Source organism: Acinetobacter sp. YH01008 (assembly GCF_013420435.1).
In the GTDB taxonomy this organism is placed as follows: Bacteria; Pseudomonadota; Gammaproteobacteria; order Pseudomonadales; family Moraxellaceae; genus Acinetobacter; species Acinetobacter pseudolwoffii.
Map to the genome: position 1 here is coordinate 132,219 of NZ_VOYD01000004.1, position 21,310 is coordinate 153,528.

The window sequence follows — 21,310 nt, forward strand, 5'->3', positions numbered from 1 at the left end:
TTTTGTGCCTGCCATTTGGAAAGTAACCGCATGGCAGGCATATAACTATTTAATGCTCTTGTACATCAATCAGGTGATCGAGTTTTTTCTGGAAATAATCCCCTTGAATAAAGCGGGCATCAACATTCCAGGCATTGGCGAACAGGGTCATATCATTTAATTCGCGGACCAGAATATTCAGCGGTTTGATATCATTATAGCTGGTGATTTTTTCCTGCAGCTGCTCGACTCCAGTCTCGTTATTCAGCATCTGGGTCAAGCTGGAATGCAAGCTGACACCATCTATTTCCAGCTCACGCAGCAAATTCGGACCATACATCGATTGACCAAAATCACGCAGCGCAATCAGCGCGCCATGTTCATGCAGAACACGTAGATATTTCTGCGCATCCTGTTGATTCAGCAGAATATCTTCTTCAGAGAATTGCAGGATCAGCGGATGTCGGACTTTGCTGCGAATAATCGTAATCAGCTTGGAAATAAATTCCGGGAAGCTACGGTCTTTAAAGAGTACCGCACGGTTCAAATTCACGATTAAGGTCGCATCCGGATACTGGGTAATAAAGTTGTGCAACTGTTTACTGGCTTCAACCAGAATCCAGCGATCCAGTTTAATCGACAGCTCATCATCTTCATGCAGTTCAAGGAGTGTAGAAATATCCTGCCATTTATTCTCATAAATGAAGCCGCTGGTCACTTCATAAGTATAAAGGCGGGTATCTTCTTTATCATACAACTGCTGATATTTTAAATGGATTTCACCACGATCCAGACATTCACTCAAAGCTTTCAGGATATGAGGTGTCGCCGCAGGAATAGAGCTGACTGCTGGACTGATCGCCGCAACTGTTGGGCTTTCGATTGGTGTTTCAGCCACACTAAAATCGATCTGCGGCATTTCTAGAGATGGCTGGTTGCTCAGTGAAGCAGGAATATCCAGTACAAATTCAGGTGCTACTTCTGCTTGAGGTAAAGACGTAGAGAAGGCTCGTGCAATCAGTTCATTGCAGTGCGCTTCATCATTTAAACCCTGTTCCAGAACCACATAACCCATGCGTAAATTGAGCGGGAACGAATTTTGTCCCACTGTCACTAATTGTGGCTTGCTGAGTGCATTTAATCCGATCAGTTTGGATTCAAGAATTGCTTTGGAATCTGCCTGGAACAGACCGACAAGGACGTCATATTCCAGCTTGAATAATGGAACATGGGTTTGTTCTTTGAGGAATTCTTTAACAGCTTTGAAATATCCACTAAACGTCGTCCACTCAGACTGTAGAACTTCTGGTTCATAGGAACTTAAAGAGAAAGTTACCATGGCATTTACAGGTGCGGACTGTTTGGTTATTTCACGTTTAAGGAGCTGGAACGTACTCGGTTTTCCGGCTGGCTTCTCGGTATTGCCTGCTTGAGCCTGAGTATCAATAGTAATTTGTAGTGCATCTTCTTCAGCGCTGGATGGCAAGAATTCCAGTTTTAATGGCTTAGATGCGGCGACACGCGGATTAAGAGAGTGGATTTCAACCCGGCCTAAATCGACCTGGCCTTGAGAAATCTTTTTGAAACGTGTTTTAAAGTCGTTTAGATCAGAAGGTTGTAATAGATCTAGCAGCGGCAGGCCAATAATCTCGTCTTCACTTTGTAAGCCAAACAGTTTCAGATAGTCTGCATTGGCCTGAATATGAATCCCTTCTTGAATGGTTGCGATGGCACGATTACTATCTTCGACTAAGGATTGTGTCTGACTTTGTGCTGCTTCCAGTTCATTGAGCAAATGTTGCTGGGTCTGCGATACACGGCTAAATGACAATGCCCGAACCAGTCCCACATAAAAGCGTTCCAGGTAGTCAAAATTGAGAATGTCATAAATTCCCTTATGAATATACTGGGCATATTGTTCAGCCTGGTAATCATCCGGTTTAAGCAAGATCACTGGTAAGTGAGGCTGTTGGGAAAGACGCACCAGACTTAGGGCCTGTTCATATTTCAGATCATAAGCGCGGCCAAAAATAATCAGGTCCCAGTTGAAATTTAACTGTTTTTCAAAAGATTGCAGATCATCAAGCAGGACAGCATCAACCTGGTAGTCATTGCTGGTCAGAAGATCACGGATTTGGTTATATCTAATTTGATTATCATCAATAATCAGTAAACGTGTTTCGGTACGTTTTAACTTTTTAGACAATAATGGATTTCTCACTTCAATGCTTCCCATAAATCATGATTTCTGCTTTCATTCATCTGCTGATCGATAAAGTTTTCTATGATGTCTTCTTCCTGATCATTGAGTAACTCATAATCAAAACGGATAAAACTTTGTGTAATCAGTTGTGCTTTGGTCAGATAGATTTTTAATTCTTTCTGACCGAGGCGTAAATGAATGGTTTGTTTTTCCCTAAACATCTGTGAACCCGAGACAATCACACTGGTCGTGACCTGATCCAGTTGCGTCATTTTTACCAGCAGTGCAGGCTGATAATTGACATGATGGCGTTCGGTACGGCTATAAGCCGCGCAAGGGAATAATTCCTGAGCCAGAACTTCCAGACCAATTTCCAGACTCTTGTCGGTCGATTGCTTGATCCAGCGAATCACACCACCACGCCACTGGCGCTGTGATTTTTCCTGAACCAGAATAAATTCACCGGTTTTCAGATTGGCAGGGGTAATACCAGTCCATTTAATCCGGTAACCATTGACACTAATATCCAGAACTTCAGCACTATGAATCTGTTTGGTTTCGCGATCGAGGGCCTTGATGCTGCTAAAACCACTTGGAATGGCATTTTCCATTGAGCTGACAAAACTGCTTTCACTCTGGAAATTATAATTGGCCTCAAGTTCCAGGGTCTCGTTAAAGTTTTTACCTTTGGATAGATAAAAATGTGCCACCGTCAAGCCAAAGCAGATATTGATCTGGGCTGAATATTCATAACGTTCGTGACGGCGTTCGATATTATTCGAGAGCAGATTATAGATATGAAAATGTAGTGCAGGGGTCAGGAACAGTTTTTCATTACGCGACAGATACTGGGCATTTTTGCTTTGAGTATGGGTCAAATGTTCCATCAGATTCTGGGTGGAAATATAGAAGCTTGGCTGAAAATTTTCACCCTGATGCGAATTAAAGATCGGGGGGTGATCTTTGCTGGCATCCACCACATAGCGGGACAGTGTGGTTTCTTTCGGTAGAATCTGCACCAGTTTGGCCCAGTCAAAACTGCATAGGTACAGCCCCTGAATTTCTGCAGGGCGAATCTGATGGGTATTAAAAATATCCAGTAAAATTAGTTGAGCATAAGCATGTGCAATATTCTGGATCTCGTGCTGGGTGCCTAAAACCTGATTGATATTGCTTTGGTAGAAATTATTTTCGATTGCACATTCAAGCAGTTGATGTGCAGCCAACCATTGCCCCATATCCGGTGTGCTGTATAACATATGCTGTTGATATAACAGCAGGCTGAGCTGTTGCAAAGCATAATAAATCGACACCATACGCGCGGTTTGAATGCTTTTCTTTTTACCCAGAGAAAACAGGGAAAATTTTTGATGGGTCAGTTGATGATTACAGCGTTTGACGATATCAATATAAATTTTGGCAAAATGGCTACGCAGCAGCATGGCCAGTTCAATGATTTGGTCGTTACGATCCGAAGTAATCAGCCCCTGATTGACAAAATGCTTTTCCAGACTGGTCAGAACATTTTCAAGGGTCGGATGCAAGACCTGAATCAGGTCAAAGCGCAGGGTTTCTGTGCATTTCAGCTCAGAAATTTCTAATAAGGCATTAAACAGGGATTTGGATGAATTTCCCAGTTGCAAAATTGAAATACCGGAAACCCACTCTTGCAAAGCTTTGGCAGTCGTCGGGCAAAAGCTCAGCTGATCCCGTGTGAGTTCTGTCGGTGTCTGAAAAATGTCGGACGTATGCTTGCTCATCTTTATTATTTAACTCAAAAATGTTGAAACCCCAAAAAGCGGTGTCTTATTGTTCTCGCCCGCTATTTCTCGAACCAGTTTAGGAACCAAATACCCCGGAAGGTTCGCTAAAACTTCAGTATAAATCTCATAAATGTCATCAGGTGGTAAATCAAAATGATGTGCACCTTTTACTTTATCAAGTACATGTAAATAATACGGCATCACCCCGGCATCAAACAAGCGATAGCTTAAATCTGTCAAAACCTGAGCAGAATCATTCACACCTTTTAATAAAACTGTCTGATTCAGCACAGTAATCTGTTGTTGAACCAACTGGTTCAAACGCTTGCAGGTGAAGTCATCCAGCTCCGATGCATGGTTGGAGTGTACCACCAGAATAATACGTAGCCTACTGTTTTTTAACATGCTAAGTAGCTCTTCGTCCACCCGGTTAGGGATCACAATGGGAACTCGTGAATGTATTCTTAAAAATTTGAGCTGTGGTAGAGATTCTAGCCGCTCGATCCAGAGTTGCAATTTCCGGTTGGATAAGGTCAGTGGATCACCACCGCTCAGAATCACTTCATTAATATCAGGCTGGCTTTCCAGATATTGCTTGATATTGATCCAGTCTTCATTTTTAGGCAGGTTGTCCTGATAAGGAAAATGCCGGCGGAAACAGTAACGACAATGCACGGCACAGGCACCGGTCAGCGTCAGCAAGAAACGCGATTTATATTTATGTAATACGCCGGGCTGCTGATTGGCCTGCTCTTCGCCCAAGGGATCGGTAACAAATCCCGGATGATCTTCCAGCTCCAGATGATGCGGCAGGACTTGTAACAGTAGCGGGTCTAAAGGATTGCCTGGCTGCATTTTGCCGACAAAAGCACGTGGCACGCGTAATTTGAACTGTTCACTAGCCAAAATGGCACCTGAGAGCAGCTGCGCCGGTGCGAGTTGCAGCAGTTCAAGCAGTTCGTGCGGATCGGTAATCAGGTCGCTAAGCTGTGATTGCCAGTTTTGTTCTTGATATAAATAATTCGTCATGCTGGAAGATTAACAGTAGAAGTGGGAGGGCAAGGCCAGAGGGTTGCAGTTTAACAGTTTGTCGAGAACCAGAATAATCTGCTGTGCGATAAAGTTTGTCGTCATGACTATATGTATGTCAAAAATGATGACAGCCGGATGGCATTTTAGCGTCCAGCAAGACATGAATAAACAAAGGATTTTCATGCCTGATGCTAACTTAGGCAGTGTGAAGGGCTGAAAGCGGAATTTTTCATTGCGGCGAGCGCCATTGCTCATTTAGAATACGTAACATTAAATGAATGTGCATGTGGCAACTTAATGTTCGTGTCAGACTTGCTAAATGACATTGCAACAGCCCTTAGCATCGATAGATTAAAGTTAGTAAGTTTGGAGTGCGCCAGTCATGGCCTATTATTCTACGAATGATTTCAAATCAGGCCTTAAGGTTATGCTTGATGGTAACCCATGTTCAATCATGGAAAACGAATACGTAAAACCAGGTAAAGGCCAAGCCTTCAACCGCGTAAAATTACGTAACCTTAAATCAGGTAAAGTTCTGGAAAAAACATTCAAATCAGGCGAGAACCTAGAAGCGGCTGATATCGTTGAAGTAGAAATGGAATACTTGTACAACGATGGCGAAATGTGGAACTTTATGGATCCTGTATCGTTTGAACAGATCGCAGCTGATAAAACAGCGATGAGCGAGGCTGCAAAATGGTTAAAAGACGATTCAAATGAAAAATGTACCATTATGCTGTTCAATGGCGTGCCGTTAAACGTGACTCCACCGAACTTCGTGGTACTTAAAATCGTTGAAACTGATCCAGGCGTTCGTGGTGATACTTCTGGCGGTGGCGGTAAGCCGGCGAAACTTGAAACAGGTGCTGTGGTACGTGTTCCATTATTCGTACAGCAAGAAGAAAGCGTTCGTGTAGATACCCGTACTGGTGATTATTTAGAACGTGCATAATGGTTTTAAAATAGACTATTATCGAGAGGGATGATCTAGATCATCCCTTTTTTTATGCCAAAGTCTTAGAGGAAAGTGAAAAGAACAGGCGTAAAGTCGCAAGGGAAAACAGCAGTACTTCGAACAACAACAACCGCGCTGATTTGTATGCATCACAATATGAGGGATTGAATGGAAACTTTACAAAAGAAGTCCACGCTGACTTCGAAAATAATTTGGCTTTTGGTAGCCATAGTGGGTGCAGTCTCCTTTGGAGTGCTGGCCCTGAGTCGGGGTGAGCATGTCAATGCAGTCTGGCTGGTACTGGCAGCTGCCTGTGTCTATAGCATTGCTTACCGTTTCTATAGCCTGTTTATTGCCACCAAAGTATTTGAGCTGAATGAACGCCGTTTAACCCCTGCGCATCGTCTGGCCGATGGTCTGGACTATGTGCCAACCAATAAAAGTGTTTTGTTTGGCCATCACTTTGCTGCAATTGCCGGTGCAGGCCCGCTGGTCGGTCCGATCCTGGCCGCGCAAATGGGTTATTTGCCCGGAACCATCTGGCTCTTGGTCGGTGTAGTACTGGCCGGTGCGGTACAGGATTTTCTGGTGCTGTTTATTTCGACCCGTCGTGACGGTCGTTCACTCGGTGAAATGGCCAAGCAGGAACTCGGCACCTTTGCCGGTATTATCGTCATGCTGGGTGCTTTAGGCGTGATGATCATCATCCTGGCGGTGTTGGCACTGGTGGTCGTCAAAGCCTTAACCAATAGTCCGTGGGGCGTGTTCAGTATTGCTGCCACGATTCCGATTGCGATCTTTATGGGCGTGTATATGCGTTTTATCCGTCCGGGTAAAATTGCAGAAGTGTCGATTATTGGTTTTGTATTGATGATGCTCGGGATCATCTACGGTGAAAACATCGCGCAACATCCGTACTGGGGGCCGTTCTTCACACTATCGGGAACTGAGCTGACCTGGGCATTGATTATCTATGGATTTATTGCATCAGTATTGCCGGTGTGGCTGTTGCTTGCGCCACGTGATTATCTATCCACTTTCTTGAAAATTGGTGTAATTGCCGGTCTGGCGATTGGTATTCTGTTTGCCATGCCTGAAATGAAACTGCCAGCGGTGACCAAGTTTATTGATGGTACTGGCCCAGTATTTGCAGGCTCCATGTTCCCATTCCTGTTTATTACCATTGCCTGTGGTGCGATTTCCGGTTTCCACGCCTTGGTCTCTTCGGGAACGACACCGAAACTGGTCAATAACGAACGCGATATCCGTGTGATCGGTTATGGCGGTATGTTGATGGAATCTTTTGTGGCGATCATGGCTTTGATCTGTGCCGCAGTTCTGGATCCGGGAATTTATTTTGCGATTAACTCGCCAGCCGCCTTACTCGGGACTACCGCAGAAAGTGCGGCAGAAGCAGTGCGTACCCTTGGTTTTGTGGTAACCCCTGAAGCCTTGACTTTATTGGCTCAAGAAGTCGGTGAAAACTCGATTCTGTCACGTACAGGTGGTGCACCGACTTTTGCGATTGGTATGGCGCATATCATCACGGAAATTTTTAATAGCCGTGAAATGATGGCGTTCTGGTATCACTTTGCGATTCTGTTTGAAGCTCTATTCATTCTGACAGCGGTAGATGCCGGTACGCGTGCCTGTCGCTTTATGGTGCAGGATACAGTCGGCATCGTGATTCCTGCGGTGAAAAACTCGCATAATTTCTTTGGTAACTTGCTGGGTACTGCGGTTGCAGTCGCAGGTTGGGGCTTCTTCGTCTATCAGGGCGTGGTCGATCCACTCGGCGGCATTAACAGCTTATGGCCGCTATTTGGTATTGGTAACCAGATTCTGGCTGCGATGGCGCTCATTCTCGGTACAGTCATTCTGTTCAAAATGAAAAAACAGAAATATGTCTGGGTCACCATTATCCCGACCGTTTTCCTGTTCATTACTTCCATGACTGCCGGCTGGCAGAAGATTTTCCACGAAAATCCGAAGATTGGTTTCCTGGCACAAGCTGATCGTTTCAATACGGCCATCGCCAATAATGAAATCCTGGCGCCGGCTAAAAGTATTGCAGAAATGCAGACTGTGGCCATGTCGAATCAGATTAATGCCGCACTTTGTGCCTTTTTTATGATCGTTGCTTTTGTGATGCTGTTCGCCGCGATTCGCGTGATTCGTCGTGCTTTAGCAGATCCGAATCCTTCTGTGCATGAAGCGGAAGCCATCTATCGCGATCCTGAAGACATTCAGCCAGCGAAAGGTCATTAAGGAGAGTCTTATGAATCTGAAATTTGCCAAAAGCGGAAAAACCATGATTTATAAAATCATCAAAATGACCGTGATGTCACAAAAGGATTTGATTCTGAATCCGAAAAACTGGTCACGTATTGCGACCTTGTGGCAACGCTTGCAGCAAAGTTTCCGCCTGATGGTTGGGGTGCCAGATTACCAGACCTATGTGGAGCATATGCGCAAGCATCATCCAGACCTGGAAGCGATGGACCCGAAAACATTTTATCGTCACTGTGTGGATTCGCGTTATCCATCGGCAGGCGGCGGGATGAAAAAGTGTCCGTGTTAATCATTGAGTAAAACAAGCGCCTTTCGGGGCGCTTTTTTATGCCTAAAGATCGGTCTTAAAAATGGCCGAGCGAATGACCTCTCATTTCATTCACTCAGTTGTTTCAGAATATTCTTGATTCAAATCCAGGATAAAAATAAATCTGCATACCTTTTAAGTATGGTGTTTTAACTATCATAAATAAAATGTATACGAGGTATTAATACTCGCACTCGAAGAAAAAATGATTTCTTCTTGAACCGGTTTTTTTGCCTGTTTTCTATGTTGCCATTTTCTCCGTACTTGATAAAACCCACCTATTTTTATTTGAATTTTCGCCATTTTGTCGCGGGTATTCTCATTCAGTTACACAGATAGAGAATTGATCTTTTGGGGAAATTAAAATTTCAGTGTATGTTAATCCTAGACCGTGTTTTATTAGGAAAATTAGTGTGATCTGGGGCATGAAACAAAAGGAAAATAACGATACTGCACATCTCAATACTGTGCTTGAACAAAAGATTGCAAGTTATGCGCCCAAGATCCAGCATTTTTTTGAAGAGGTCAATGCCATCGTACTGGACAAGCAGGCCCAGACCAAGTTGGCGCTGTGCTGTCTGATTGCAGGTGGTCATGTTCTATTTGAGGATTTACCGGGTCTGGGGAAAACCACATTGGCGAGTAGTCTGGCACATCTGGCAGGGTTGAAGTTCCAGCGGATTCAATTTACCAACGATATGCTGGCCAGCGATGTCATCGGTATTAATATGTTTAACCAGAAAGAACATCAGTTCGAGTTTAAACAAGGCCCGATTTTCACCCAGATTTTACTGGCAGATGAAATTAACCGTTGTAGCCCCAAAACCCAGAGTGCCTTACTTGAAGCCATGGAAGAGGGTTATGCCACCATTGATGGCGTACGCTATGCCTTGCCAAAACCATTCTGGGTGATTGCCACACAGAACCCACTGTTTCAAAGCGGCACTTATGCCTTGCCGGAATCGCAGCTGGATCGTTTTCTGATGCGTTTGTCTTTGGGTTATCCATCGCGTCATGCCGAGAAGCTGTTATTACAGCAGGAATCCCGTTTTGCCCTGATTGCCAGTCTGGCGCATATTTTTACTGAAGATGAAATTCTGGATCTGCAAAGTCTGGCGCATCAGGTCTTTATGAGTGAAGCGATTCAGGAATATCTGCTGGATCTGGCGGAAGAAACCCGCAAGAACCGTCATGGCCTGTCCACCCGTGGTTTATTGGCACTCAAGCGTGCAGCACAAGCGCATGCGCTGATTCAGCAACGTGCCTTTGTCACAGCGGATGACGTACAGGCCGTATTTGTGGCGGTGACTTCACATCGTCTGGGTTTGAGTGAAGCTGAAACTTTGAATGTCATGCAACAGGTTGCGGTCAGCTAAAGGAGTCCTCTCTTGGATAAAACCTGGCAAGAATGGCTGGCCAAACGCTTTCAATTTTCACAGCAGAAACAGCTCTCGCAGAAAGACGTCTTGGTATTTATTTATCAGCAGGGCTATCTGTATCTGGTGTTGATCTTGATCACCTTTGTGGCAGGGGTGAATTATGCCAACAATCTGATTTTAGGTTTCTGCTTTTTAATCAGTGCTGTGCTGTGTATCAGTTTTTATCTGACGTTTAAGCAGCTGCATGGCTTGAAGATTGAATTAATCGCGGATGAAGTGGGGCAGGTCGGACACAGTCTGAATCTGCAAATGTATTTTCAGCAGCAGCAAGTTCGACCACATTATTTGTATATTAAAGCTGGAAATCAGCTACACAAAGTTTATCTGAATGCACAGAAGCAGCAGTTTATCCTGCCATTTTATGCAGAGCAACGCGGTAAATTTGATTATCCCGTCATTCAAATATATTCGGTTTATCCTTTTGGATTGGTTCGGGCCTGGACTTATCTTTATCATCAGCATACTGCCTGGGTTGCGCCCAAAGCAGAAGTTTTTAGCGCAGAAAATAGATACCATCTGAACCGCTTTGAACCAGATATGGATGAATTTCGCGAACTGCGAAATTACCAGACTGGCGATTCCTTGCAGTCGGTATCCTGGAAGCAGTTTGCCCGAGGACAGGGCTTATATGTCAAGGTTTTTGAGCAGTATCAGGATGAACACAGTATCGAGATTCATTATGAACATATGCCGACGCAATCACATGAAGAAAAACTTGAATTTATGATGGGACTGATCGAGCAATGCGAGCAACAACAATGTGCTTATGCACTGCATTTGCCCCAAGCCGAATTGCCACAGGGTGCAGGTGAAGCGCAACTGCGTAAAGCCAAACAGTTATTGGCACAGGCCTAAGGCAGATAAAGCAATGATCAATGCAAAAATCCGTACTTCGATTGTACTGACCTTGAGCCTGATTCTCATCGCCCAAATGGCATTTATTCCGGTCTTACTCAGCATTATTTTCGCCATCAGTATTCTGTGTATCTGGATTTATCTGAAACGTCAGCAGCCATTTCCTAAAATTGGCACCTTCTTGCTCACAGTTTTGGCACTGGGCAGTATTTATTTAAGTTATCAGAGCTTTATTGGTGTTGAAGCTGGAGTGGCAGTTTTATCGACATTTTTATTTGCCAAATCACTGGAAAGTAAAAACAGGCGTGACTTAATTATTTTGTTTAATTTTGCCCTGTTTGTCGCTGCCAGTTCATTTTTATACAGTCAGTCATTTGGCATGGCGATCGTGATTGTGCTGTGTTTAATCAGCTGTCTGATTGGCCTGTACCGGATTCAGACCAGCGAGTTTGAGCAGGAGCAGACCACCCAGCGTGCAGCATTACAACAGGATGCCAAGCATGTAGCGAAGTTTATCCTGTACGCCATTCCATTTTTCCTGCTGCTGTTTATTTCCTTCCCGCGTTTGCCACCACTTTGGCATATTCCCATCCCAGAAAATAAAGGCGTGACCGGTATTAGCGACAGCATGTCGCCTGGTGATATTGCTGAATTATCGCAGTCTAGTGCATTGGCTTTCCGGATTATCGGTGATGTCAGCAAACTCCCACCGCGTTCAGAGCTGTATTGGCGCGCCTTGGTACTGGATGAATATGATGGTCAACGCTGGACCAGCAGTTTCGTCAATCAGCAACCTTTAATGCGACAGCCCATGGATAGCTCGCCAGTGCCGGTTGGATGGAACTATCAATATCTGGCTGCGGATCCTTCGGTGTTCTGGATCATGGGGCTGGAAAAATCGATACCTGTAGAGCGCCGTTATTATAACCGTCAGGACTGGAGTATTGTACCGCGACGACTCACGCAACGCGTTGAACCGATTCCGCTGCAGTGGATTGGGACACAATATGATCCTCAGGCTGTAGGTCAATATCTCGCGCGAATCAATAGCCAGGTACAGCGCAGATTGGATCCTCGAGCGCAGCAGCTGGCACAACGCCTATATACGCAAAGTGCTGAAGATCCACGCCGTTATGTGCAGAACGTTCTGAACTGGTATCAGCAGAATAACTTTGTTTATACCCTGAAACCGGGCCAGTTGGGACAAAACCGGATTGATGAATTTCTATTTAATTCGCGGCAAGGGTTTTGTGAGCATTATGCATCGAGTTTCGTCATGCTGATGCGTTATGTCGGGATTCCTGCACGTGTGGTGACTGGTTATCAGGGTGGAGAACTGGCACCGGATCGTAAGAGTTGGGAGGTCCGGCAACTGGATGCTCATGCCTGGACAGAAGTCTGGTTAGATCAGAAATGGCAGCGCTTTGATCCGACTGCCATGATTGCGCCACAACGTATAGATGGCGGAATGCAAAACCTGATGTCTCAAGATGAAAGAGTTTGGTCAAATAATTCGACCTGGACATCGCAGAATAATCAGTGGATGACCAAGATGCGGGTCTGGAGCGATTATGCCAGCTACCAGTGGCAAAGCAAGGTGGTGGGTTATAATGCAGAATCGCAACAGAACTGGCTATCAAAATTAGGTCTGAGTTCGGCTTATTCGAGTATTATCGTTTTGCTCGGCAGTATTGCACTACTGATTCTAGCCTATGGACTCAGAATTTATCTAAAAGCCCGACAGGCTCAATCCCCATTTGATCGTGCTATCCAACAGTTGAATCAATCTTTAGCTGACGATCTCAAAAAACAGCCTGCTGAAACTTTTCATCACTGGATGCAGCGTTTATCCCAACAGGTTAAGGTCGAAAATCAGTCTGCATTTATAGAGGCAATCCGGATTTTTGAAAAATATCTTTATTCAGGAGCAGAACTTACTGATCAAGAATTGAAAAAATTCAAGTATTTGCTTAAAACTTGTGCTGATAGTTTAAAAATCAAATGAAAAGACTTGTCTTCAGTCAGAAAAATTTATAATATGCCATGCATTCTAGGTGTATAGCTCAGTTGGTTAGAGCGCTACGTTGACATCGTAGAGGTCTCCAGTTCGAGTCTGGATATACCTACCAAGATTCAAAAAAGCCCATTCAAAGAATGGGCTTTTTTATGACTTAATTTTAATGTAATAAATTTAATTGTTTCATAAAGTCCAGCCTGCCCTCAAAAATACAAAAAATAGCAGGACTAAACTCTTAAAGCATATAAGGATTATGTCTGGTATTTTTTAGGTCATTTTAAAATCAAGATAAAATATATTTTATAAAAAATCTTTATTTAAACCTGACATATTTTAACTGAACTATTTAAAGTATCTAGTGTTCTGTATTCCGATCTAAAAAAATTTAAAGCATACTCCAAGGATGTTCATCTGGCTTCATTTTAACTCAGGATGCATAAGTGAAATATTCATTTATACAACAGGCTTTCACTGGCCCCGTGGATATCGTTGGGGATATTCATGGCGAGATTGCAGCACTGGAACAACTGATTCATGTATTGGGTTATGACCGGCACGGTCGTCATCCTGAACAGCGTAAACTGATTTTTGTTGGTGATCTGTGTGATCGGGGGCAGGATAGTGTCGCGGTGATCAAGCGGGTCAAACAGCTAGTAGATGAAGGTTATGCACAATGTGTCATTGGCAATCATGAATTGAACCTGTTGACCGATACTTTTCGGGAAGGCAATGGCTGGTTTTTTGGTTCACCGCATCCGGATGACCTGAAACCTTTTGATTCCATACAGGCTTCAGCCACAGACCGTAAGTGGATTCTGGATTTTTTAAATCGCTTGCCGGTGGCGCTCGAGTCTGAGCAGCTGCGTGTGGTACATGCCTGCTGGCATCAGCAATCCATTGATCGATTACGTGATTCTCATTTCAATTCGCTCAGAGAAGCCTATGCTAAATTCGTTGAGCATACAGCGCTGGATTTGCAAGCCTTAGGTATTAATGAATTAATACAGAATGAACAGCAACAATACCAACACCAGTTCAAAGACCCAGCTGCAACTTTACCTTTATTGCAACACCTCGCAGAAAAAGAGCTGCGTGAGCAGATGCACAATCCAATTCGGGTCATCACTTCAGGTGCAGAACAGATCGCGGTGCAACCCATTTACGCCGGTGGCCGATGGCGCATGATCGATCGTTTGCCATGGTGGGACAGCTATACCGATCAAATTCCAGTGATTACCGGGCATTATTGGCGAAACTTTAACACTACTGAAGAAAAGGCCGGCCTATTTAAATCGATCGATGCGCTGCAATGGTATGGACAACAGCAAAACGTATTTTGTGTAGACTATTCAGTGGGCAAACGCTATCTCGATCGTCAGCAGGGCGTCGCGTTCAGACATCGACTTGGCGCTTTAAGATTTCCAGACAATATTCTGATCTTTGAAGATGGCACCCATTACCTGGTTCAAGGGACTTAATCAGATAGAGTCTTCAGAAATTTTTCCCGGCAATTTGTTGGGATAAAAAAGCAGCCATTCAGGCTGCTATTTTTAGAAGATTGCAAGTTTATTCTGCTTCGATAATTTCATAATCATGGGTAATTTCAACGCCGCCATCCGAAAGCATTTTGCTGGCAGAGCAATACTTTTCTGCAGAAAGTTCTACGGCTTTTGCCACCTGTTTCTCTTTAATGGCTTTGCCTGTCACGACAAAATGTAAGTGAATTTTCGTGAAAACTGCCGGAATTGTATCCGCACGTTCAGCCTTTAACTCACAACGTACATCGCTAATATCCTGACGGGCTTTCTTCAAAATGGTCACAATATCAAAAGATGCACAGCCACCCAGACCGGTTAAAAGGAGTTCCATTGGACGGGGACCACGGTTTTCACCGCCATATTCCGCTGAACCATCCATAATGATGGTATGACCACTTTGAGTTTTTGCTTCAAAAGCAACATTCTCTAACCAATGAACGCTTGTTTGCATTGCAACTACCTAAAAAAAGCTATAAATTTGTCAAGTAACTGTACACTAACATAAATTGGGTTGATACGGAATTTCAATCCCACTGTGTGACAAGTTCACATTAGGTCTTGTGCGATCTATACATTATCCATATTCGGAACCGTAAGCATGACTTCAAACTTTTCACAATTGAGCACAGATGCGCTTTCTCCGGGGCAATTACCAGAATCCGTGAAAGCACTGTTAAAACGTGCATATATTAATCGTTATCCAAAACGTACTACGATCATTGATGCAGGATCAGAATCTAAATCTTTGTATTTGATTTTGAAGGGGTCTGTATCCATCATTCTTCGTGAAGATGATGATCGTGAGATTGTCGTGGCATATTTAAATCCAGGTGACTTTTTTGGGGAAATGGGTTTATTTGAGGTAAATCCACAACGTACTGCAGAAGTTCGTACACGTGATGTGTGTGAAATTGCTGAAATCACCTATGAAAATTTTCATGAAATCAGCAAGCAATATCCTGATCTGAGCTATGCGGTATTTGCTCAGCTGGTACGCCGTCTGAAAAATACCACACGTAAAGTGACTGATCTGGCATTCATTGATGTTTCAGGCCGTATTGCACGTTGCCTGATCGACTTGTCTTCTCAGCCTGAGGCGATGATTTTACCAAATGGCCGTCAGATTCGTATTACCCGTCAGGAAATTGGCCGTATTGTCGGTTGTTCCCGCGAAATGGTCGGCCGTGTACTGAAGACACTTGAAGAACAGGGTATGATTGAAACTGATGGTAAAGCCATTCTGATTTTCGATGTTTCTCTGGAGGAGCCAGAAACGGTCAGTGCCGGTGAGCTTGAAGACGAATAAGTCAAAAATAAAAAAAGCAAATCTTCTGATTTGCTTTTTTTATCCCTACTTTAAAAGCACAAATTCATTCGAACATAACAATTTGGCACAAGCTTTTTAGAAAAGATAATTTAAGTCCCCTTATCATTCCGATAGGCTATAGCGCATGTGATCGCAATAAACGACCGATAAATTTTAAGGATATTTTTTTATGCAGTTCAGACCATTGGCAGATACAGGCATTCTTTTGCCGGAAATTTGTTTGGGCACCATGACATTTGGTGAGCAAAACACACAGGAAGAGGCTTTTCAGCAACTGGATTATGCTTTGGATCAGGGACTGTATTTCTGGGATACTGCTGAAATGTACCCGGTACCGCCAAAACCTGAAACGCAAGGTGCAACCGAGCGTATGATTGGTAACTGGATTGCCTCTCGCGGTGGCCGTGACCAACTTTTTCTGGCCTCAAAAATTGCCGGTCCTTCACAAGGCGGCAGTCATATCCGGGATGGCAGAACCCGTTTCGTTGCAGATGAAATTGCATCAGCGATTGACCAGTCCTTGGCACGTCTGCAAACCGATTATATCGATTTATATCAGCTGCACTGGCCGCAACGTCCAACCAATTTCTTTGGCAAGCTGGGCTATGGTAATGCAGAAGCGGCAGAAGCTCGTGCAGTAACAGATCTGGAAGAAACCTTAACCGCTTTACATCAAGAGATTCAAAAAGGCCGCATTCGTTATATCGGCCTGTCCAATGAAACCCCATGGGGCACCATGAAATTTTTACATCTGGCTGAAAAACTTGGTTTATCTAAGTTTGTCAGTGTGCAAAATCCCTATAGCTTATTGAATCGTACTTATGAAATGGGCATGTCAGAAATTGCCAAATACGAAGGTGTAGGCCTGTTGGCTTATTCACCTTTGGCATTCGGTTATCTGACCGGTAAATTCCGTCATGGTGCGCGTCCTGCCAATGCTCGGGTTACTTTATATTCGCGCTTTAGCCGCTATAGCAATCCGGAAAGTGAATGGGCGACCGAACAATATGCACAACTGGCCGAGCAGCATGGTCTGACTTTGACGCAATTGGCTTTGGCCTTTATCAAACAGCAGTTCTTTGTAACCAGTACTATTATTGGGGCCACCAATCTGGATCAGTTAAAAGAAAATATTCAGGCCTTTGAAATCGATTTATCTGAAGACGTACTGAAAGGTATTGAAGCGATTCACTGTCAGCAGCCAAATCCGGCTCCATAATTTTTATCGTTATTTAGACGCACCCTTGATTGAGGGTGTTTTTTTATTGTTGATTACACGCTTATTTTAATGAAAAAGAGTATGGGAAAGGATCGTCAAATCCGCATAATTAAAACATCATCCATAAAAGATGCTCTTATAAAAATGAATCATGAAACTACTTTGTCCCAAACAAAAGTATGAGCGAAAGCCATACGGAAGTTGCTGAACTAATTTTTCTTTATCAGTGATAAGGCCATTAATCACCTCGAGTATTGATTCAAACTGAACAGAAACTCTCTGAAGTTCTTCATTTGGTAGAAGGGTTAGGACAGCATATGTAAGCCAATTTTGTTTTAAATTATCCCGATACAACTAAATAGCTTAATCAAGATGATGAGTTAGCGCTAGTCTTGGGGTCTCATTAAAAATTCTCTTTCGCTTACTTGAAATATGATTTGACTACACCAATATTATAATTGAAATCTGTATATTTTTTGATAATAAGTTTTTGAAAAATATGCAAAAATAATTTGAAATCTGATTAATCGCACCCATATATCCATCAAGTAGAAAATTTGTTGTGAGGAATAACAAAAATGCGTTTTGAGAAATTTACCAATCGCCTGCAGCAAACCCTTTCCGATGCACAATCATTGGCCATGACTAAAGACCATAGCTCGATTGATGGGATTCATATTCTGGCCACCTTGATGGATGAAGCATCCAATGTCAGCTTGCTGCAGCAGGCCGGCGCCAATCTGCGTGAATTGCAAACCAAGCTGCAAACGGCCCTAAGTAATGCAGCAACCCTGAGCAATCCCTCCGCGGATATCAATCTCAGCCCTGAAGCGGCAAAAGTATTACATTTGGCAGACAGCTTCGCGCAAAAAGCCGGAGATGAGTTTCTATCTACAGATTGGGTACTGTTGGCGCTGGCAGAAACAGGTAACACAAAAACCTTATTAAACAGTGTTGGCCTAAAGGCAGAAACCTTAGGCCAGATCATTAATCAATTTCGAGGCGATGAAAAAGTCATGAGCAATAATCATGAAGATCAGCGTGATTCACTGAATAAGTACACCATTGATTTAACTGAACGTGCTTTGGCAGGCAAGCTTGATCCTGTGATTGGCCGTGATGATGAAATCCGCCGTACCATTCAGGTTCTGTCACGCCGCACCAAAAATAACCCGGTACTGATTGGTGAGCCGGGTGTGGGTAAAACGGCAATCGTCGAAGGTCTGGCACAGCGGATTATTAATGGTGAAGTACCTGAAGGACTGAAAGGTAAACGTGTTTTATCGCTGGACCTGGGATCTTTACTGGCCGGTGCCAAATACCGTGGTGAGTTTGAAGAACGCTTAAAAGCCGTTCTGAAAGATATTGCCAAACACGAAGGCGAAATCATCTTATTCATCGATGAGCTGCATACCTTGGTGGGTGCCGGTAAGGGTGATGGTGCGATGGACGCCGGTAACATGCTGAAACCGGCGCTGGCACGTGGCGAGCTGCGCTGTGTCGGTGCGACTACGCTGGATGAATATCGTCAGTATATTGAAAAAGATGCAGCGCTCGAGCGTCGTTTCCAGAAAGTCTTGGTGGATGAACCGAGTGTGGAAGACACCATTGCGATTCTGCGTGGTCTGAAAGACCGCTATGCAACGCATCACGGGGTACAGATTCTGGACTCTGCGATTATTGCTGCAGCGAAAATGTCACATCGTTATATCACCGATCGCCAGTTGCCGGATAAAGCCATCGACCTGATTGATGAAGCAGCATCACGCATTAAAATGGAACTCGACTCCAAACCAGAAGCTCTGGATAAACTGGAACGCCGTCTGATTCAGTTAAAAATGCAGCTGGAAGCGGTGAAAAAAGATGAAGACTCGGGTGCCAAAGCTGAGATTCAATATCTGTCTGACCAGATCGCCACGGTTGAAAAAGAATATCAGGACCTAGAAGAAATCTGGCGTGCCGACAAGGCGCTGGTCGAAGGCAATAAGGATGTACAGATCAAACTGGATCAGGCCCGTATTGCACTGGACAAGGCGCAACGTGAAGGTGATCTGGCTGAAGCAGCACGGTATCAATATGGCGTCATTCCAGAGTTACAAAAACAGCTGGAACGTATTGAAGCAGCTGAAGAAAGTGAGGCACCGAAACTGCTGCGTGACAAAGTCACCGACAATGAAATTGCCGAGGTGGTCAGTGCGGCCACCGGTATTCCTGTGGCGAAAATGTTGCAAGGTGAGCGTGACAAACTGCTGCATATGGAAGAGTTCCTGCATAACCGTGTGGTGGGGCAAGAAGAAGCTGTGGTTGCGGTGTCGAATGCGGTACGCCGTTCACGTGCAGGTCTGTCAGACCCGAACCGTCCAAGTGGCTCATTCCTGTTCCTGGGTCCAACGGGTGTGGGTAAAACAGAATTGACCAAAGCATTAGCAAACTTCTTGTTTGATAGTGACGATGCCATGATTCGTATTGATATGTCTGAATTCATGGAAAAACATTCGGTCAGTCGTTTGGTCGGTGCGCCTCCGGGCTATGTGGGTTATGAAGAAGGCGGGGTGCTGACGGAAGCGGTACGTCGTAAACCCTATAGCGTGATCTTGTTCGATGAAGTCGAAAAAGCGCATCCGGATGTGTTTAACATCTTGCTACAGGTGCTGGATGATGGTCGTTTAACTGACTCGCAAGGCCGGGTAGTGGACTTTAAAAACAGCGTGATCGTTATGACGTCGAACCTGGGTTCGCAGGATATGCGTGAACTGGGCGTTAATGCAACACGTGATGAAGTTCGTACAGTAGTGATGAATGCGGTCTCGGAACATTTCCGTCCGGAGTTTATTAACCGTATTGATGAACTGGTGGTCTTCCATGCGCTGGAAAAAGACCAGATTCGCGGTATTGCCGATATCCAGTTGAATCGCTTGCGTCAGCGCCTGGCAGAGCGTGATATGCGTCTGTCGGTAGATGACAGTGCTTTCGATCAGTTAATTGATGCCGGTTTCGATCCGCTGTATGGTGCGCGTCCGTTAAAACGTGCGATCCAGCAACGTATTGAAAATGGCCTGGCTCAAAAAATCCTTGCAGGGGAATTCCAGCCGGGTGATACGATTCTGGTCCAGGCCGAAGCGGGTGATTTAATCTTCGAGAAAATGAAAGTTAGCTAATATTGCCTGTCCTTTTAATTTTCAGAAAACCTAGCTTCGGCTAGGTTTTTTGATGGCTGACAATTCAGGTCATATCAGTAAAAAAATTGCTTAAAAGTGACAGCTATTTTTAATATTTTGTGATGAATATTATGTTTAAGTGATTTATTTGCAAAACAATTATCTTTATTTTTTAAGATTAACTATAATTTATGTTCAATAAAAATAGATAAATTCTGAGCAAAAACTATGTCGAAAATAGTATGGGGTGGAATTGGTGTCGTGGTGTTGGCGGGGGCTGTGAGCACGGGTAATTTATATGCAGATAAGAGCTTGAAAGCGCATTATCAACAAAATTTAAAACCAGCGCCGAACATTAGTGTGCAATATACTGACTACGCTATGGGGGCTCTACAAGGCACGGCCAAGTGGAGCATGAGCATTGTGCCAGACGCGTGTAATGCCAAAGAAAAATTAGTATTTAATGGTCAAGACCAAATTCAGCGTACCTGGAAAGGCTATACCATTCATTCTCAACTCGATTTAGCACAAGGACAGGGCGCATATGCTGAATTTTTTCAGCAACCTTTAAAAGTGACGACGCAAGTCAACTGGTTGGGTGTATCGACCACACAATTACAAACCCCTGTCATCGAAAAAAAAGAAGCAGGTTTATATACCAGAATTGACCCTATACAGATCAAGTTTCAGGCAAAACAGAGTCAGGGACAACATAAAATTTTAAATATGAGTTTTGATGTGCCAGAATTGTCTATTCGTGATCAGTCTGGAAATACACAACTCAAGGGTGTGCATTTTAAAACCAATCAGGCTCTGAATGCGCAGTATTTAGAACCGGGTTATTTCGAGTTCAATATTGTCAAAATGCAGCGCCAGGATGCTAAGGCAGAAGGCTCAGGACAACTGAAAGACCTGAGCTGGCGTATGGATACCCAACTGCATGAGCGTACAGTAGATGTTCAATCAAAATTTAAAATTGCCGAAATGGGCTTAAATAATGTCCCTGCGATGCAAGACTTAGAACTCAATTGGGAGCTCAAAGACTTACAGCGTCAAAAAATGCAGATATTATTTGATATTCTGCAAAAGCAAAATAACTTAGGACTTACGCACTATTATTTATAGATTCTCTGTGGTAGCAGATGATTTTTATCGAGAATAAAGTCATCAATGAAGTTTTTGATAACTGGTCTAAATAATTTCTTCTGCCAACGATATACATTTTC

General features: G+C 43.9%; 15 protein-coding genes, 1 tRNA gene and 1 pseudogene. 12 read left to right on the forward strand and 5 right to left on the reverse strand.

What is annotated here, in order from left to right:
• Nucleotides 1–49 precede the first annotated feature (49 nt).
• Genes FTT75_RS04725 through epmB form a run of 3 tightly spaced genes read right to left on the reverse strand, consistent with a single transcriptional unit; the run spans nt 50 to nt 4,974 of the window.
• Complete coding sequence (locus tag FTT75_RS04725; RefSeq protein WP_180185965.1) at nt 50–2,215, reverse strand: EAL domain-containing protein; 2,166 nt, start codon at nt 2,213–2,215, stop codon at nt 50–52.
• Nucleotides 2,197–3,942, reverse strand: coding sequence for a GTPase (locus tag FTT75_RS04730; RefSeq protein ID WP_180185966.1), 1,746 nt, complete (start codon nt 3,940–3,942; stop codon nt 2,197–2,199). The genes FTT75_RS04725 and FTT75_RS04730 overlap by 19 nt, the downstream gene beginning before the upstream one ends.
• A 9-nt stretch (nt 3,943–3,951) precedes the next feature.
• Entirely contained in the window at nt 3,952–4,974 is a 1,023-nt protein-coding gene (epmB, locus tag FTT75_RS04735; protein ID WP_180072109.1) for an EF-P beta-lysylation protein EpmB, read from the reverse strand.
• Nucleotides 4,975–5,359: 385 nt separating this feature from the next.
• Here epmB and efp point away from each other — a divergent pair, with 385 nt between their 5' ends.
• The 8 genes from efp to FTT75_RS04775 all read left to right on the forward strand — a co-directional run bounded on the left by efp (nt 5,360) and on the right by FTT75_RS04775 (nt 14,320).
• Entirely contained in the window at nt 5,360–5,929 is a 570-nt protein-coding gene (gene efp / locus FTT75_RS04740) for an elongation factor P (RefSeq protein ID WP_180072108.1), read from the forward strand.
• A gap of 171 nt (nt 5,930–6,100) precedes the next feature.
• On the forward strand, nt 6,101–8,200 hold the full coding sequence (locus FTT75_RS04745) for a carbon starvation CstA family protein (RefSeq protein WP_005171642.1): 2,100 nt from the start codon (nt 6,101–6,103) through the stop codon (nt 8,198–8,200).
• Between the two features lie 10 nt (nt 8,201–8,210).
• Nucleotides 8,211–8,513: a YbdD/YjiX family protein gene (locus FTT75_RS04750; RefSeq protein ID WP_005096505.1), complete on the forward strand. Its 303-nt coding sequence runs from the start codon at nt 8,211–8,213 to the stop codon at nt 8,511–8,513.
• Between the two features lie 431 nt (nt 8,514–8,944).
• Nucleotides 8,945–9,907, forward strand: a complete 963-nt coding sequence (locus FTT75_RS04755; RefSeq protein ID WP_005096506.1) for a MoxR family ATPase — start codon at nt 8,945–8,947, stop codon at nt 9,905–9,907.
• Nucleotides 9,908–9,919: 12 nt separating this feature from the next.
• The gene (locus FTT75_RS04760) at nt 9,920–10,825 is read left to right on the forward strand and encodes a DUF58 domain-containing protein (protein WP_005171639.1); all 906 of its coding nucleotides are present in this window, start codon (nt 9,920–9,922) and stop codon (nt 10,823–10,825) included.
• A gap of 13 nt (nt 10,826–10,838) precedes the next feature.
• Nucleotides 10,839–12,830 (forward strand): DUF3488 and transglutaminase-like domain-containing protein, encoded by a 1,992-nt coding sequence (locus tag FTT75_RS04765; RefSeq protein WP_180185967.1) that lies wholly within the window; start codon nt 10,839–10,841, stop codon nt 12,828–12,830.
• 47 nt (nt 12,831–12,877) lie between these two features.
• Nucleotides 12,878–12,954 (forward strand) — tRNA-Val (locus FTT75_RS04770).
• A 328-nt stretch (nt 12,955–13,282) separates the two neighbouring features.
• Entirely contained in the window at nt 13,283–14,320 is a 1,038-nt protein-coding gene (locus FTT75_RS04775; protein ID WP_179999586.1) for a metallophosphoesterase, read from the forward strand.
• An 88-nt stretch (nt 14,321–14,408) separates the two neighbouring features.
• Here the strand turns inward: FTT75_RS04775 and FTT75_RS04780 are convergent, their stop codons facing one another.
• Nucleotides 14,409–14,831 (reverse strand): OsmC family protein, encoded by a 423-nt coding sequence (locus FTT75_RS04780; protein WP_005171632.1) that lies wholly within the window; start codon nt 14,829–14,831, stop codon nt 14,409–14,411.
• A 147-nt stretch (nt 14,832–14,978) separates the two neighbouring features.
• Between FTT75_RS04780 and crp the strand changes: the two genes are divergently transcribed.
• The 4 genes from crp (at nt 14,979) to FTT75_RS04800 (ending at nt 21,209) form a co-directional block, all read left to right on the forward strand.
• On the forward strand, nt 14,979–15,686 hold the full coding sequence (gene crp, locus FTT75_RS04785) for a cAMP-activated global transcriptional regulator CRP (protein WP_005171629.1): 708 nt from the start codon (nt 14,979–14,981) through the stop codon (nt 15,684–15,686).
• Between the two features lie 190 nt (nt 15,687–15,876).
• A complete protein-coding gene (locus FTT75_RS04790; RefSeq protein ID WP_180075546.1) occupies nt 15,877–16,926 on the forward strand; it encodes an NADP(H)-dependent aldo-keto reductase in 1,050 nt (349 codons plus the stop codon).
• 578 nt (nt 16,927–17,504) lie between these two features.
• Nucleotides 17,505–20,084, forward strand: a complete 2,580-nt coding sequence (gene clpB, locus FTT75_RS04795) for an ATP-dependent chaperone ClpB (protein WP_180075753.1) — start codon at nt 17,505–17,507, stop codon at nt 20,082–20,084.
• Between the two features lie 228 nt (nt 20,085–20,312).
• Nucleotides 20,313–21,209 carry a YdgA family protein gene (locus FTT75_RS04800; RefSeq protein ID WP_257230333.1) on the forward strand — a complete coding sequence of 299 codons (897 nt, stop codon included), beginning with the start codon at nt 20,313–20,315 and terminating at the stop codon, nt 21,207–21,209.
• Here the strand turns inward: FTT75_RS04800 and FTT75_RS04805 are convergent.
• Nucleotides 21,200–21,310, reverse strand: a pseudogene (locus FTT75_RS04805) (IS701 family transposase); the annotation flags it as partial. The gene FTT75_RS04800 and the pseudogene FTT75_RS04805 overlap by 10 nt on opposite strands.

What these genes read in the sequence shown, in the direction of transcription:
- FTT75_RS04725 (WP_180185965.1), bottom strand. Translation starts at nt 2,215, where the DNA reads ATGGGAAGCATTGAAGTGAGAAATCCATTATTGTCTAAAAAGTTAAAA.
- FTT75_RS04730 (WP_180185966.1), bottom strand. Translation starts at nt 3,942, where the DNA reads ATGAGCAAGCATACGTCCGACATTTTTCAGACACCGACAGAACTCACA.
- epmB (WP_180072109.1), bottom strand. Translation starts at nt 4,974, where the DNA reads ATGACGAATTATTTATATCAAGAACAAAACTGGCAATCACAGCTTAGC.
- efp (WP_180072108.1), top strand. Translation starts at nt 5,360, where the DNA reads ATGGCCTATTATTCTACGAATGATTTCAAATCAGGCCTTAAGGTTATG.
- FTT75_RS04745 (WP_005171642.1), top strand. Translation starts at nt 6,101, where the DNA reads ATGGAAACTTTACAAAAGAAGTCCACGCTGACTTCGAAAATAATTTGG.
- FTT75_RS04750 (WP_005096505.1), top strand. Translation starts at nt 8,211, where the DNA reads ATGAATCTGAAATTTGCCAAAAGCGGAAAAACCATGATTTATAAAATC.
- FTT75_RS04765 (WP_180185967.1), top strand. Translation starts at nt 10,839, where the DNA reads ATGATCAATGCAAAAATCCGTACTTCGATTGTACTGACCTTGAGCCTG.
- FTT75_RS04780 (WP_005171632.1), bottom strand. Translation starts at nt 14,831, where the DNA reads ATGCAAACAAGCGTTCATTGGTTAGAGAATGTTGCTTTTGAAGCAAAA.
- crp (WP_005171629.1), top strand. Translation starts at nt 14,979, where the DNA reads ATGACTTCAAACTTTTCACAATTGAGCACAGATGCGCTTTCTCCGGGG.
- FTT75_RS04790 (WP_180075546.1), top strand. Translation starts at nt 15,877, where the DNA reads ATGCAGTTCAGACCATTGGCAGATACAGGCATTCTTTTGCCGGAAATT.
- clpB (WP_180075753.1), top strand. Translation starts at nt 17,505, where the DNA reads ATGCGTTTTGAGAAATTTACCAATCGCCTGCAGCAAACCCTTTCCGAT.
- FTT75_RS04800 (WP_257230333.1), top strand. Translation starts at nt 20,313, where the DNA reads ATGTCGAAAATAGTATGGGGTGGAATTGGTGTCGTGGTGTTGGCGGGG.